Source organism: Klebsiella aerogenes, from assembly GCA_029027985.1.
GTDB lineage: Bacteria > Pseudomonadota > Gammaproteobacteria > Enterobacterales > Enterobacteriaceae > Klebsiella > Klebsiella aerogenes_A.
Genome location: CP119076.1, coordinates 1 through 14,481 on the forward strand (window position 1 = coordinate 1; position 14,481 = coordinate 14,481).

At 55.3% G+C, this 14,481-nt stretch carries 12 protein-coding genes; all 12 read left to right on the forward strand.

Annotation, left to right across the window (positions count from 1 at the left end):
- The 12 genes from dnaA to PYR66_00060 all read left to right on the forward strand — a co-directional run bounded on the left by dnaA (nucleotide 1) and on the right by PYR66_00060 (nucleotide 14,475).
- Nucleotides 1-1,401 (forward strand): chromosomal replication initiator protein DnaA, encoded by a 1,401-nt coding sequence (dnaA, locus tag PYR66_00005; protein ID WEF28163.1) that lies wholly within the window; start codon nucleotides 1-3, stop codon nucleotides 1,399-1,401.
- Nucleotides 1,402-1,405: 4 nt separating this feature from the next.
- Nucleotides 1,406-2,506: a DNA polymerase III subunit beta gene (gene dnaN, locus PYR66_00010; protein ID WEF28164.1), complete on the forward strand. Its 1,101-nt coding sequence runs from the start codon at nucleotides 1,406-1,408 to the stop codon at nucleotides 2,504-2,506.
- On the forward strand, nucleotides 2,506-3,579 hold the full coding sequence (gene recF / locus PYR66_00015; protein ID WEF28165.1) for a DNA replication/repair protein RecF: 1,074 nt from the start codon (nucleotides 2,506-2,508) through the stop codon (nucleotides 3,577-3,579). Before dnaN ends, recF begins: the two co-directional genes overlap by 1 nt.
- A gap of 28 nt (nucleotides 3,580-3,607) precedes the next feature.
- Entirely contained in the window at nucleotides 3,608-6,022 is a 2,415-nt protein-coding gene (gyrB, locus tag PYR66_00020; GenBank protein WEF28166.1) for a DNA topoisomerase (ATP-hydrolyzing) subunit B, read from the forward strand.
- A 203-nt stretch (nucleotides 6,023-6,225) separates the two neighbouring features.
- Nucleotides 6,226-7,038 carry a sugar-phosphatase gene (gene yidA, locus PYR66_00025; GenBank protein ID WEF28167.1) on the forward strand — a complete coding sequence of 271 codons (813 nt, stop codon included), beginning with the start codon at nucleotides 6,226-6,228 and terminating at the stop codon, nucleotides 7,036-7,038.
- A 157-nt stretch (nucleotides 7,039-7,195) separates the two neighbouring features.
- Nucleotides 7,196-8,278 (forward strand): hypothetical protein, encoded by a 1,083-nt coding sequence (locus tag PYR66_00030; protein WEF28168.1) that lies wholly within the window; start codon nucleotides 7,196-7,198, stop codon nucleotides 8,276-8,278.
- Complete coding sequence (locus PYR66_00035; GenBank protein WEF28169.1) at nucleotides 8,275-9,414, forward strand: BamA/TamA family outer membrane protein; 1,140 nt, start codon at nucleotides 8,275-8,277, stop codon at nucleotides 9,412-9,414. Before PYR66_00030 ends, PYR66_00035 begins: the two co-directional genes overlap by 4 nt.
- Nucleotides 9,415-9,649: 235 nt before the next feature.
- Nucleotides 9,650-10,339 carry a D-galactonate utilization transcriptional regulator DgoR gene (gene dgoR, locus PYR66_00040; protein ID WEF28170.1) on the forward strand — a complete coding sequence of 230 codons (690 nt, stop codon included), beginning with the start codon at nucleotides 9,650-9,652 and terminating at the stop codon, nucleotides 10,337-10,339.
- Nucleotides 10,336-11,214, forward strand: a complete 879-nt coding sequence (locus PYR66_00045) for a 2-dehydro-3-deoxygalactonokinase (protein ID WEF28171.1) — start codon at nucleotides 10,336-10,338, stop codon at nucleotides 11,212-11,214. The genes dgoR and PYR66_00045 overlap by 4 nt, the downstream gene beginning before the upstream one ends.
- The gene (locus tag PYR66_00050; protein ID WEF28172.1) at nucleotides 11,198-11,815 is read left to right on the forward strand and encodes a 2-dehydro-3-deoxy-6-phosphogalactonate aldolase; all 618 of its coding nucleotides are present in this window, start codon (nucleotides 11,198-11,200) and stop codon (nucleotides 11,813-11,815) included. Before PYR66_00045 ends, PYR66_00050 begins: the two co-directional genes overlap by 17 nt.
- Entirely contained in the window at nucleotides 11,812-12,960 is a 1,149-nt protein-coding gene (gene dgoD / locus PYR66_00055) for a galactonate dehydratase (GenBank protein ID WEF28173.1), read from the forward strand. The genes PYR66_00050 and dgoD overlap by 4 nt, the downstream gene beginning before the upstream one ends.
- 177 nt (nucleotides 12,961-13,137) lie before the next feature.
- On the forward strand, nucleotides 13,138-14,475 hold the full coding sequence (locus PYR66_00060; GenBank protein WEF28174.1) for an MFS transporter: 1,338 nt from the start codon (nucleotides 13,138-13,140) through the stop codon (nucleotides 14,473-14,475).
- Nucleotides 14,476-14,481: the final 6 nt, after the last annotated feature.

Here is a 14,481-nt window from a genome sequence, read left to right on the forward strand (position 1 = left end):
GTGTCACTTTCGCTTTGGCAGCAGTGTCTTGCCCGATTGCAGGATGAGTTACCAGCCACAGAATTCAGCATGTGGATCCGCCCATTGCAGGCGGAACTGAGCGATAACACGCTGGCACTGTATGCGCCAAACCGTTTTGTGCTCGATTGGGTAAGGGACAAATACCTTAATAATATCAATGGGCTCCTCAATGATTTTTGCGGTGCCGATGCCCCACAGCTGCGTTTTGAAGTCGGCGCGAAACCTGCGGCGCCGTCCCATCAGGGCGCGGTAAGCGTCGCCACGGCGATTCCGGCTGCGCAGGTGCAGGCCGCGCGCGTCGCGCCAGCAGCCCCTCGCCAGGGTTGGGATAACGTCCCGGCGCCGGCAGAGCCGACCTACCGTTCCAACGTCAACGTTAAACATACGTTTGATAACTTCGTCGAAGGTAAATCTAACCAGCTGGCCCGCGCGGCGGCGCGTCAGGTGGCGGATAACCCGGGTGGCGCGTACAACCCGCTGTTCCTTTACGGCGGCACTGGTCTGGGTAAAACTCACCTGTTGCACGCGGTCGGCAACGGTATTGTGGCGCGCAAACCGAACGCTAAAGTGGTTTATATGCACTCTGAGCGTTTCGTGCAGGACATGGTAAAAGCTTTGCAAAACAACGCCATCGAAGAATTTAAACGCTATTACCGTTCCGTTGACGCCCTGCTGATCGATGATATTCAGTTCTTTGCTAATAAAGAGCGTTCGCAGGAAGAGTTTTTCCATACCTTCAATGCCCTGCTGGAAGGCAATCAGCAGATCATTCTGACCTCGGATCGCTATCCAAAAGAGATCAATGGCGTTGAGGATCGTCTGAAATCGCGCTTTGGCTGGGGCCTGACGGTGGCGATCGAGCCGCCTGAACTGGAAACCCGCGTCGCGATCCTGATGAAAAAAGCCGATGAGAACGACATCCGCCTACCGGGCGAGGTGGCGTTCTTTATTGCCAAGCGCCTGCGTTCTAACGTGCGTGAGCTGGAAGGGGCGCTGAACCGCGTTATCGCCAACGCCAACTTTACCGGTCGGGCGATTACCATTGATTTCGTGCGTGAAGCGCTGCGCGATCTGTTAGCGCTGCAGGAAAAACTGGTCACCATCGACAATATTCAAAAGACGGTGGCGGAGTATTACAAGATTAAGGTAGCGGACCTGCTGTCTAAACGCCGCTCCCGTTCGGTGGCGCGCCCACGCCAGATGGCGATGGCGCTGGCGAAAGAGTTGACCAACCACAGTCTGCCGGAAATCGGCGATGCGTTTGGCGGCCGAGACCATACCACCGTGCTGCACGCCTGCCGCAAGATTGAGCAGTTGCGTGAAGAAAGCCACGACATTAAAGAAGATTTTTCCAATTTAATCAGAACATTATCCTCGTGACGCTATGAAATTTACCGTAGAACGTGAACATTTATTAAAACCGCTGCAACAGGTGAGCGGTCCGTTAGGTGGTCGTCCAACGCTGCCCATTCTCGGTAACCTGCTGCTTCAGGTCGCAGATGGCACGCTGTCGCTGACCGGTACCGATCTGGAAATGGAAATGGTCGCGCGCGTGTCGCTGCTTCAGCCGCACGAAGCGGGCGCCACAACCGTTCCGGCGCGTAAATTCTTTGATATTTGCCGCGGTCTGCCTGAAGGCGCGGAGATTGCCGTACAGCTGGAAGGCGACCGTATGCTGGTACGCTCCGGCCGCAGCCGTTTTTCGCTGTCGACCTTGCCTGCCGCTGATTTCCCGAATCTGGACGACTGGCAGAGCGAAGTGGAATTTACTCTGCCGCAGGCGACGATGAAGCGCCTGATTGAAGCGACCCAGTTCTCGATGGCGCACCAGGATGTCCGTTACTATTTAAACGGCATGCTGTTTGAAACCGAAGGTAGCGAGCTGCGCACCGTCGCCACCGACGGCCACCGTCTGGCGGTTTGCTCAATGCCGTTGGAAGAGTCGCTGCCGAACCACTCGGTGATCGTGCCGCGTAAAGGCGTGATTGAGCTGATGCGTATGCTCGACGGCGGTGATACGCCGCTGCGCGTACAGATTGGCAGCAACAACATCCGCGCCCACGTCGGTGATTTTATCTTCACGTCGAAGCTGGTTGACGGCCGTTTCCCGGATTATCGCCGCGTATTGCCGAAGAACCCGGATAAACACCTCGATGCTGGCTGCGATATTCTCAAACAGGCTTTTGCTCGCGCGGCGATTCTTTCTAACGAAAAATTCCGCGGGGTGCGTCTGTACGTTAGTGAAAATCAGCTGAAAATCACCGCTAATAACCCGGAGCAGGAAGAAGCGGAAGAAATTCTGGATGTCACCTATGCCGGGACTGAGATGGAAATCGGCTTTAACGTCAGCTACGTGCTGGACGTTCTGAACGCGCTGAAGTGCGAGAACGTGCGCATTCTGCTGACCGATTCCGTCTCCAGCGTACAAATTGAAGATGCCGCATCACAGTCGGCTGCCTATGTTGTTATGCCAATGAGACTGTAATGTCGCTCTCCCGCCTGTTGATCCGCGATTTTCGCAATATCGAAAACGCGGATCTCGCTTTATCTCCCGGCTTTAACTTCCTGGTTGGCGCCAACGGCAGCGGCAAAACCAGCGTGCTGGAAGCCATCTATACGCTTGGTCATGGCCGGGCATTTCGCAGTTTGCAGATTGGCCGCGTTATCCGCCACGAGCAGGAGTCTTTTGTTCTGCACGGGCGTTTGCAAGGCGAAGAGCGGGAAACATCCATCGGCCTGACCAAAGACAAGCAGGGCGACAGCAAGGTACGTATCGACGGCACCGATGGCCACAAGGTGGCGGAGCTGGCGCACCTGATGCCGATGCAGCTGATTACGCCGGAGGGGTTTACTTTACTCAACGGCGGCCCCAAATACAGAAGAGCATTCCTTGATTGGGGATGCTTTCACAACGAAGCCGGATTCTTCACCGCCTGGAGCAACCTGAAGCGCCTGCTGAAACAGCGCAACGCCGCGCTGCGCCAGGTTAGCCGCTATGCCCAGCTGCGGCCGTGGGATCTGGAATTAATTCCGCTGGCGGAACAAATCAGCCGCTGGCGTGCCGAATACAGCGCCGCTATCGTCGAAGACATGGCGGATACCTGTCAGCAATTTTTACCGGAATTCACCCTCGCCTTCTCTTTCCAGCGCGGCTGGGAAAAAGAGACTGATTATGCCGAGGTGCTGGAGCGGAATTTCGAACGCGACAGAATGTTGACCTACACCGCCCACGGCCCGCATAAAGCGGATTTCCGTATTCGCGCCGATGGGGCGCCGGTCGAGGACACGCTGTCGCGCGGGCAGCTTAAGCTGTTGATGTGCGCCCTACGACTGGCGCAGGGTGAGTTCCTGACCCGCGAAAGCGGGCGGCGCTGCCTGTACCTGATAGATGATTTTGCCTCGGAGCTTGACGATGCCCGGCGCGGGCTGCTTGCCAGCCGCTTAAAAGCCACGCAATCGCAGGTTTTCGTCAGCGCAATCAGCGCTGAACACGTAATGGACATGTCGGACAAAAATTCGAAGATGTTCACCGTGGAAAAGGGTAAAATAACGGATTAACCCAAGATTAAATGAGCGAGAAACGTTGATGTCGAATTCTTATGACTCCTCCAGTATCAAAGTCCTGAAAGGGCTGGATGCGGTGCGTAAGCGCCCGGGTATGTATATCGGCGACACGGATGACGGCACCGGTCTGCACCACATGGTATTCGAGGTTGTGGATAACGCTATCGACGAAGCGCTCGCAGGTTACTGTAAAGACATCGTTGTTACTATCCACAGCGATAATTCCGTCTCCGTACAGGATGACGGCCGCGGCATCCCAACCGGCATTCACCCGGAAGAGGGCGTCTCCGCGGCGGAAGTCATCATGACCGTCCTGCACGCCGGCGGTAAATTCGATGATAACTCGTATAAAGTTTCCGGCGGTCTGCACGGCGTAGGCGTGTCGGTCGTTAACGCCCTGTCGCAGAAGCTGGAACTGGTTATCCAGCGTGATAACAAAGTCCACAAACAAATTTACCAGCACGGTGTCCCGCAGGCGCCGCTGGCGGTGACCGGCGAAACCGAAAGCACCGGCACCATGGTCCGTTTCTGGCCGAGCCATGAAACCTTCACCAACGTCACCGAATTCGAATACGACATCCTGGCGAAACGTCTGCGCGAGCTGTCGTTCCTCAACTCCGGGGTGTCTATCCGCCTGCGCGATAAGCGTGACGGTAAAGAAGACCATTTCCACTACGAAGGCGGCATCAAGGCGTTCGTTGAGTATCTCAACAAGAACAAAACGCCGATCCACCCGAATATCTTCTATTTCTCCACCGAAAAAGACGGTATCGGCGTTGAAGTGGCGCTGCAGTGGAACGACGGTTTCCAGGAAAATATTTACTGCTTTACCAACAACATCCCACAGCGCGATGGCGGTACTCACCTGGCGGGCTTCCGCGCAGCGATGACCCGTACCCTGAACGCCTACATGGATAAAGAAGGCTACAGCAAAAAAGCGAAAGTCAGCGCCACCGGCGACGATGCTCGCGAAGGCCTGATTGCCGTCGTTTCCGTGAAAGTGCCGGATCCGAAGTTCTCCTCACAGACCAAAGATAAACTGGTCTCTTCCGAGGTGAAATCGGCGGTTGAGCAGCAGATGAACGAACTGCTGAGCGAATACCTGCTGGAAAACCCGTCCGATGCGAAAATCGTCGTCGGTAAAATTATCGACGCCGCGCGCGCTCGTGAAGCCGCACGCCGCGCACGTGAGATGACCCGTCGTAAAGGCGCGCTGGACCTGGCTGGTCTGCCGGGCAAACTGGCGGATTGCCAGGAACGCGACCCGGCGCTCTCTGAACTGTACCTCGTGGAAGGGGACTCCGCGGGTGGCTCTGCTAAACAGGGGCGTAACCGCAAGAACCAGGCTATCCTGCCGCTGAAGGGTAAAATCCTCAACGTTGAGAAAGCCCGTTTCGACAAGATGCTTTCTTCCCAGGAAGTGGCGACGCTGATTACCGCGCTGGGTTGCGGCATCGGCCGTGATGAGTACAACCCGGATAAACTGCGTTATCACAGCATCATCATCATGACCGATGCGGACGTCGACGGCTCGCACATTCGTACGCTGCTGTTGACCTTCTTCTATCGTCAGATGCCGGAAATCGTTGAGCGCGGACACGTTTATATTGCTCAGCCGCCGCTGTACAAAGTGAAGAAAGGCAAGCAAGAACAGTATATTAAAGACGACGAGGCGATGGATCAGTACCAGATCGCCATCGCGCTCGACGGCGCCACCCTGCACACTAACTCTAGCGCGCCGGCATTAGCAGGCGAGCCGCTGGAAAAACTGGTGGCGGAGTACAACGCGACACAGAAAATGATTGGTCGCATGGAACGTCGTTTCCCGCGTGCGCTGCTGAAAGAGCTTATCTATCAGCCGACGCTGACCGAAGCCGATCTGAGCAGCGAGCAGACCGTTACCCGCTGGATTAACCAGCTGGTTAGCGAGCTGAACGAGAAAGAGCAGCACGGCAGCCAGTGGAAGTTTGATGTTCGTGAAAACAGCGAGCTGCAGCAGTTCGAGCCTATCGTGCGCGTTCGTACCCACGGCGTCGATACCGACTACCCGCTGGATAACGAGTTCGTTGGCGGCGCGGAATACCGCCGCATCTGCACGCTGGGCGAGAAGCTGCGTGGCCTGGTGGAAGAAGACGCGTTCATTGAGCGCGGCGAGCGCCGTCAGCCGGTTGCCAGCTTCGAACAGGCGCTGGACTGGCTGGTGAAAGAGTCGCGTCGCGGTCTCTCTATCCAGCGTTATAAAGGTCTGGGCGAGATGAACCCGGATCAGCTGTGGGAAACCACCATGGATCCGGACAGCCGCCGCATGCTGCGCGTTACCGTGAAAGATGCGATTGCCGCCGACCAGTTGTTCACCACCCTGATGGGCGATGCCGTTGAACCGCGTCGCGCCTTTATCGAAGAGAACGCCCTGAAAGCGGCGAACATCGATATCTAAACCTGGATTTCCCCGGTGGCAGGATACCTGCCGGGGCGATCGTTTTGCTAAACCCGGTACGCGTTACGCTACCGGGTTTTTCTTTTGCGGCAAAAGGGGAATCCCACTTGCGCAATCCATCCTCGTTTTCCCTCTTTTCGATAGCTGTTTTTTGAGCGGAATCGCGTTAGCATGAGTGAAGACTCATCTTACCCGGGGATCCCATGGCTATTAAACTGATTGCAATTGATATGGACGGCACGCTGCTGCTGCCAGACCATACCATCTCTCCGGCGGTGAAAGCCGCCATCGCGGCGGCGCGTGCCCGCGGCGTTAATGTCGTGCTGACCACTGGCCGCCCTTACGCTGGCGTCCACAGCTACCTGAAAGAGCTGCATATGGAACAGCCGGGCGACTACTGCATTACCTATAACGGCGCGTTGGTGCAGAAGGCAAGCGACGGCAGCACCGTGGCGCAGACCGCGCTGAGCTATGACGACTATCGCTTCCTTGAGCAACTCTCCCGCGAGGTCGGTTCCCACTTCCATGCGCTCGATCGCAACAAGCTCTATACCGCGAACCGCGATGTCAGCTACTACACCGTGCATGAATCCTATGTAGCGACCATTCCGCTGGTGTTCTGCGAAGCGGAAAACATGGACCGCGATATTCAGTTGCTGAAAGTGATGATGATCGATGAGCCAGCGATTCTCGACCAGGCCATTGCCCGTATCCCGGCGGAAGTGAAAGAGAAGTATACCGTGTTGAAAAGCGCGCCGTACTTCCTCGAAATCCTCGATAAACGCGTCAATAAAGGTACCGGAGTGAAGTCGCTGGCCGATACGCTGGGTATCAAGCCGGAAGAGATTATGGCGATTGGCGATCAGGAAAACGACATTGCGATGATCGAATTTGCCGGTGTTGGCGTCGCGATGGATAACGCCATTCCTTCCGTGAAGGAAGCGGCGAACTTTATCACCAAATCTAACCTTGAAGATGGCGTCGCCTTCGCCATCGAAAAGTACGTTTTAGCCTAAGCACATTTCTGGCCCGGAATTCTCCGGGCCGGTCTGCTCCTTTTTCATGAACGGATGTTAATCCGCATTTTAATCCCTTAATCAGCGCAGGGGATTTTATAAGCTACCCGCCCTTTTTTACGCATTTGTTCTTTTAAGAACTAACATCATATTTTCTATGAATAAAAACCATTGTTTGATGTTGGTTGCGCTGCCTTTCGTCTTTATTCAGATCTGCGCGGCCGCAGAACCAACCGATCAACTTGAGCCTGCGTATGCCTGGCACGGTACCGAACCGGCGGATCTTCCCGTGCCGACAAAGGATCAGGCAGCGGCGCCGGAATCGACTTCGGTTTTACCTTTTCTTGGCGATGAAGCGAGAAAGCGCGGTTACGTCCTGCCGTTGCCGTTTGGCGTTAGTATTAACTATATGGACATGCGACAGAATATTAATGTCGATAGCATTACTTTCACCGGTTTGTTGTTGGATGGCCGCAACATTGATTGTGGCAAGCGCCGTGCATGTAAAAATGCCGTTGAGAATATTTTTGGTCACGGGCCTGTATCGCTGGATAACGCCTTCCAGATTGGCGTCGGCAATACGCGGGAAAGCAGCAAAACCGAGACGCTCAAGCTGGATACCTGGCTGCTGCCGTTTATGAACGTCTATGGCCTTGTTGGACACACCGAAGGTCATTCTGTTTCGCAAATCGCTGTAGGTCTGAAAGGACCGAATGGCAAAGTGGTGCCTATGCCGGGCATGCAGGATCTCGATTTTCGTCTTGATTTTAAAGGCACCACCTATGGTCTGGGCACCACCCTGGTGGGCGGGGTCGGCAACTGGTTCACGGTGTTAGACGCCAACTACACCCAAACGCGCTTTGATATTCTTGATGGCAGCATCGACGCTTTTACCTTTTCGCCCCGTTTGGGCTATCGTTTCAATACTCCGTCGTTTGATGCGCTGCATCTGCCTGCCGGAAAGTTGAACGTCTGGGTTGGCAGCATGTATCAGGACGTACAGCAGGAGTTTAAGGGCAGCCTGAGCGATCTGTCGATGCCGTCGGCGATGCTGCAAAACATGGTTAATCTGGCCAACCAGGACAATAACGGCCGTTTTGACGTGAAACAGCATCTGCAGTCTCCGTGGAACGTGCTGGTGGGCGCGCAGTATGAGATGACCCAAAACTTTAATATCACCACCGAATTGGGTTTTGCCGAACGTAATAGCTTCTTTATCTCTGGTGAGTATCGCTTTTGATCAGATTGTTTAGCGCTATCCTGCTGCTCCTTACATACGCGGCTTTCAGTCAGGCTCAGGCCCAGGCGCTCAGCCGTGAGAAAATCGACGGCTGGCTGCAGAGCCTCGGCGCCAGCGATAAGTTCGACGCCAGTAAAGGCATCGACTGGGGCGTAATGCCTGGCCCGTTCTATACGCCAGAGTTGGGGCTCGGTCTCGGCACGGCCGTCGTTGGCATGTATCGCCCCGATCCGGATGACACCACCAGTCAGAACTCAACGCTGACGCTCAGCGGTTACGTCAGTTCCACCGGCGCGTTTGGCCTTAGCGTTAAAAACTATGCTTTTTTCGACAACGATCTGTGGCGCGTATTTGTTGAAGGCTCAATGGCTAACACGCCGACATATTACTGGGGACAGGGTTTCCACGCCGGGGACCAGGATAACAAAAAAGAAAAGTATACCGCCCAGATATTGACCCTGCGTCCGACTCTCTACCGACAGCTGATCGACAACGTCTATCTGGGGGCGGGGTGGTCGCTGGCGGCGCAAAACGCCGATGCGATGGACCATGACGATCTACCGAAAATTGAAAGCACCCCGCAGGGACCGTCGGTATTCAGCTCCGGCGCCAGTCTCGATATCAACTGGGATGACCGCGATTTTGTACCGAACCCGCGCAAAGGCCAGTACGCCGATTTTCGTTATACCCACTATGCGCCCGGTCTTGGCAGCGACACGCGGTTTGATGAATTTCGCCTGCATTACAGTCGCTATCAGGCTTTGAGCGACAAAAGCGTGTTGGCCTGGGAAGCGGATGGCACATTCACCCAGGGGGATGTGCCGTGGAGTATGATGCCGCTGCTCGGTAGCGATGAACGTATGCGCGGCTACTACCAGGGGCGCTATCGCGATAAAAACGTGGTTAGCTCCCAGTTGGAATATCGTCGTCAGCTCAACTGGCGGCATGGCGTCGTCGCCTGGGTTGGCGCCGGTACCATGGGGCCATCCATTGACTCGCTGGATAACGGGCGTTGGCTGCCTTCAGCGGGCGTCGGTTACCGCTTTGAATTCAAACCCCGCGTTAATATTCGCCTCGATTACGGTGTGGGTAAAGGCAGTAGCGGTTTTTACTTCCAGGTCGGCGAAGCCTTCTAATCCTGTTATCTCCCTCCCTTTTTCTTTTTTAAGGTCAACCTGCGCCAGTCGCGTGCATCTTTTATTCATATGAATTGTTCTTTTTGTGATCTAAATTGTAGTACAACACAATAATGTTGTACTACATTGTGTTCACGGCAATGGCGTATAGCATCACACTGGTACTACAAAAGTGAGGCGAAATTCAGCGGCGACGGTAAAGTAGAGAAGTACACAAAGAGCACAAGGACTCTCTATGACTCTCAATAAGACCGATCGCATTGTGATCACGCTGGGCAAACAAATTGTCAGCAGTAAGTACGTACCGGGTTCGGCGCTGCCGGCAGAAGCGGAGCTGTGCGAAGAGTTTGAAACTTCTCGCAACATCATCCGCGAAGTGTTTCGTTCGCTGATGGCGAAGCGACTCATTGAAATGAAGCGTTATCGCGGGGCGTTTGTCGCGCCGAGAAACCAGTGGAACTACCTCGATACAGAGGTGCTGCAGTGGGTACTGGAAAATGATTATGACCCGCGGCTTATCAGCGCAATGAGCGAAGTGCGTAACCTGGTGGAACCGGCAATTGCGCGCTGGGCGGCAGAACGCGCGACCTCAAGCGATCTCGCGGAAATCGAATCGGCGCTGAATGACATGATTGCCAACAATCAAAACCGGGATGCGTTTAACGAAGCCGATATCCGCTATCACGAAGCGGTGCTGCAATCCGTGCATAACCCGGTGTTACAGCAGCTTAGCGTGGCTATCAGCTCGCTACAGCGGGCAGTATTTGAACGAACCTGGATGGGCGATGAAGGCAACATGCCGAAAACGCTCCAGGAACATAAAGCGCTATTCGACGCCATTCGGCATCAGGATAGCGACGCGGCGGAGCAAGCGGCATTGACGATGATCGCCAGCTCGACACGAAGGCTCAAGGAAATCACATGACGGCTCGCTACATCGCAATCGACTGGGGATCAACCAATCTACGCGCCTGGCTTTATCAGGGCGATGAGTGCCTGGAGAGCAGGCAATCTGAAGCTGGCGTAACGCGCCTGAACGGTAGATCGCCCGAAGCGGTGTTAGCTGAAATCACACAATACTGGCGCGACGGCGCCACTCCGGTGGTGATGGCGGGAATGATTGGCAGCAATGTGGGCTGGAAAATTGCCCCTTATCTGCCGCTTCCCGCTCATTTCACGGCTATTGGCCAGCAGTTAACCGCTGTTGGCGACAATATCTGGATTATTCCCGGTCTCTGCGTCTCGCGCGATGATAACCATAACGTCATGCGCGGCGAAGAAACGCAGCTGCTGGGCGCGCGTACATTAGCGCCTTCTTCTGTCTATGTGATGCCGGGCACCCACTGCAAATGGGTACAGGCGGATCGCCAGCAAATTCATGATTTTCGCACCGTTTTGACCGGTGAGCTGCACCATCTGCTGCTTCGGCACTCGTTGGTCGGCGCCGGGCTACCGCCGCAGGAAACGTCCGCGACGGCGTTCGCGGCCGGTCTTGAGCGTGGAATCAATACGCCAGCGGTATTGCCTCAGCTTTTTGAAGTTCGCGCTTCGCACGTGCTGGGCACGCTGGCGCGCGAACAAGTCAGCGAGTTTCTTTCCGGCCTGCTCATTGGCGCGGAAGTCGCCACCCTCAGTGAAACCTTCGCCGGGCAGCAGGCTGTCACCCTCGTCGCCGGTTCATCGTTAACATCCCGCTATCAGCAGGCATTTCGGGCGATTGGCCGGGACGTGGCTACGGTTGAGGGGGATACGGCATTTCAGACAGGAATAAGGAGCATCGCTTATGCAGTGGCAAACTAATCTTCCGCTTATCGCTATTCTGCGCGGCATTACGCCAGATGAGGCGCTGGAACATGTCGGCGCGGTTATCGACGCCGGTTTTGACGCGGTTGAAATCCCGCTGAATTCGCCGCAGTGGGAGAAGAGCATCCCACTGGTTGTCGAAACATATGGCGAACGGGCGCTGATCGGCGCGGGAACCGTGTTACAGCCGGAACAGGTCGATCGGCTGGCAACGATGGGGTGCCGGCTTATCGTCACGCCAAATAGCCAGCCGGAGGTGATACGCCGGGCGGTGAGCTACGGCATGACCGTTTGTCCGGGATGCGCCACTGCCAGCGAAGCTTTTAACGCGCTGGATGCCGGCGCGCAGGCGCTGAAAATTTTCCCGTCATCGGCATTTGGCCCGGATTACATCAAAGCGCTGAAAGCCGTTCTGCCGCCAGAGGTTCCGGTCTTCGCCGTCGGCGGCGTGACGCCGGAAAATCTGGCGCAATGGATTAACGCCGGCTGCGCGGGCGCCGGTCTCGGCAGCGATCTTTATCGTGCCGGTCAGACGGTGGCGCGCACCGCGCAGCAGGCGGCAGCATTCGTTAAAGCGTATCGAGAGGCAGTGAAATGAAAATAACCAACATCACCACGTACCGTTTACCCCCACGCTGGATGTTCCTGAAGATTGAAACCGATGAGGGAATCGTTGGCTGGGGAGAGCCGGTCATTGAAGGACGCGCCCGCACGGTGGAAGCCGCCGTACATGAATTTGGCGACTACCTGATAGGTCAGGACCCAGCGCGAATCAACGATCTGTGGCAGGTGATGTACCGCGGCGGCTTTTATCGCGGCGGTCCCATCATGATGAGCGCCATCGCCGGTATCGATCAGGCGTTATGGGATATTAAAGGCAAAGTGCTTAATGCCCCGGTCTGGCAACTGATGGGCGGCCTGGTGCGAGACAAAATTAAAGCCTACAGCTGGGTTGGCGGCGATCGTCCGGCAGAGGTGATCGACGGTATTAAAAAGCTGCGCGGGATTGGTTTCGATACCTTTAAATTAAACGGCTGCGAAGAAATGGGGGTGATTGATAACTCCCGTGCGGTAGATGCCGCGGTCAATACTGTCGCGCAAATTCGCGAAGCCTTTGGCAATGACATCGAGTTTGGCCTCGATTTTCACGGCCGGGTCAGCGCGCCGATGGCCAAAGTATTAATTAAAGAGCTGGAACCCTATCGCCCGTTGTTTATTGAGGAACCGGTACTCGCCGAGCAGGCGGAATATTACCCACGGCTGGCGGCGCAAACGCATATTCCGATTGCCGCTGGCGAACGTATGTTCTCGCGCTTTGAATTTAAACGCGTGCTGGAAGCGGGGGGACTGGCTATTTTACAGCCGGATCTGTCGCACGCAGGCGGTATTACCGAATGCTTTAAAATTGCCGGAATGGCGGAAGCCTATGATGTCGCGCTGGCGCCGCACTGCCCATTGGGGCCAATTGCGCTGGCCGCTTGCCTGCACGTCGACTTCGTTTCGCGCAATGCGGTATTCCAGGAGCAGAGCATGGGGATCCACTACAACAAGGGCGCAGAACTGCTCGACTTTGTGAAAAACAAAGACGATTTCAACATGGAAGGTGGTTTCTTTAAACCGTTGATGAAACCGGGTCTTGGCGTGGAAATTGATGAAGCCCGGGTGGCGGAGTTAAGCAAGAACGCGCCAGACTGGCGAAATCCGTTGTGGCGCCATGAAGACGGCTCGGTCGCCGAATGGTAAATGCGCGTCATACTTCGCACTGGTGATGCGTTGGCTGCATTTTCTTACCCTGGTCACATACTATTGTATGCTCCCAGGGATGCGAAAATTTGCCGCCTTTCCCCAGAACGAATTATTTAGCGCATTGCAGTGTAGTTATTAATAAAAAACAAAAACACCCTCTGTAAATTACCGGGCGTGGTGAGCGGCTTCGCTACGCCCAAAATCTGGAGACAGATTGCGATGGATATTTCAGTTACCGCTGTTAAACCCGGGCGTCGCCGTTATCTGACGCTGATAATGATCTTTATTACCGTAGTTATTTGTTATGTTGACCGCGCCAACCTCGCGGTTGCTTCGGCACATATTCAGGAAGAATTTGGCATTAGCAAAGCGGAAATGGGATATGTGTTCTCCGCCTTTGCCTGGCTTTATACGCTATGCCAGATCCCGGGCGGTTGGTTCCTTGACCGCGTAGGATCGCGGCTAACCTACTTTATCGCGATTTTTGGCTGGTCGGTGGCGACGTTGCTACAGGGGTTTGCGAGCGGCTTAATGTCGCTGATCGGCCTGCGCGCGATCACCGGGATATTCGAAGCGCCAGCCTTCCCGACTAATAACCGAATGGTGACCAGCTGGTTCCCGGAGCATGAACGCGCCTCCGCCGTGGGTTTCTATACCTCAGGACAGTTTGTCGGCCTGGCATTCTTAACGCCGCTGCTGATCTGGATCCAGGAATTGCTGAGCTGGCACTGGGTCTTTATCGTGACCGGCGGCATCGGCATCATCTGGTCGCTTATCTGGTTCAAGGTTTATCAGCCGCCGCGTCTGACGAAAAGCGTCAGTCAAGCCGAACTCGACTACATTCGCGATGGCGGCGGTCTGGTGGATGGCGATGCGCCAGTGAAGAAAGAGGCGCGTCAGCCGTTATCCAAAGCGGACTGGAAACTGGTTTTCCATCGTAAGCTGGTGGGGGTTTATCTCGGGCAGTTTGCCGTCACCTCTACGCTGTGGTTCTTCCTGACCTGGTTCCCGAACTACTTAACGCAGGAAAAAGGCATTGCCGCACTGGAGGCTGGTTTTATGACCACCGTCCCGTTCCTTGCCGCTTTCTTTGGCGTCCTGCTCTCCGGCTGGTTAGCGGATAAACTGGTGAAAAAAGGATATTCACTGGGGGTGGCGCGTAAAACGCCGATTATTTGTGGGCTGTTGATCTCAACCTGCATCATGGGGGCCAACTATACCAATGATCCGATCTGGATTATGGCGCTGATGGCGTTGGCGTTTTTTGGCAACGGTTTCGCTTCGATTACCTGGTCGCTGGTCTCTTCGCTGGCGCCGATGCGCCTGATTGGCCTCACTGGCGGGGTATTTAACTTTGTCGGCGGGCTGGGCGGTATTACCGTACCGCTGGTCATTGGCTATCTGGCACAGGATTACGGCTTTGGACCGGCGCTGGTCTATATCTCGGCGGTGGCGCTGATTGGCGCGCTGTCGTACATCCTGCTGGTTGGCGATGTGAAACGTGTAGGCTAAATTTTT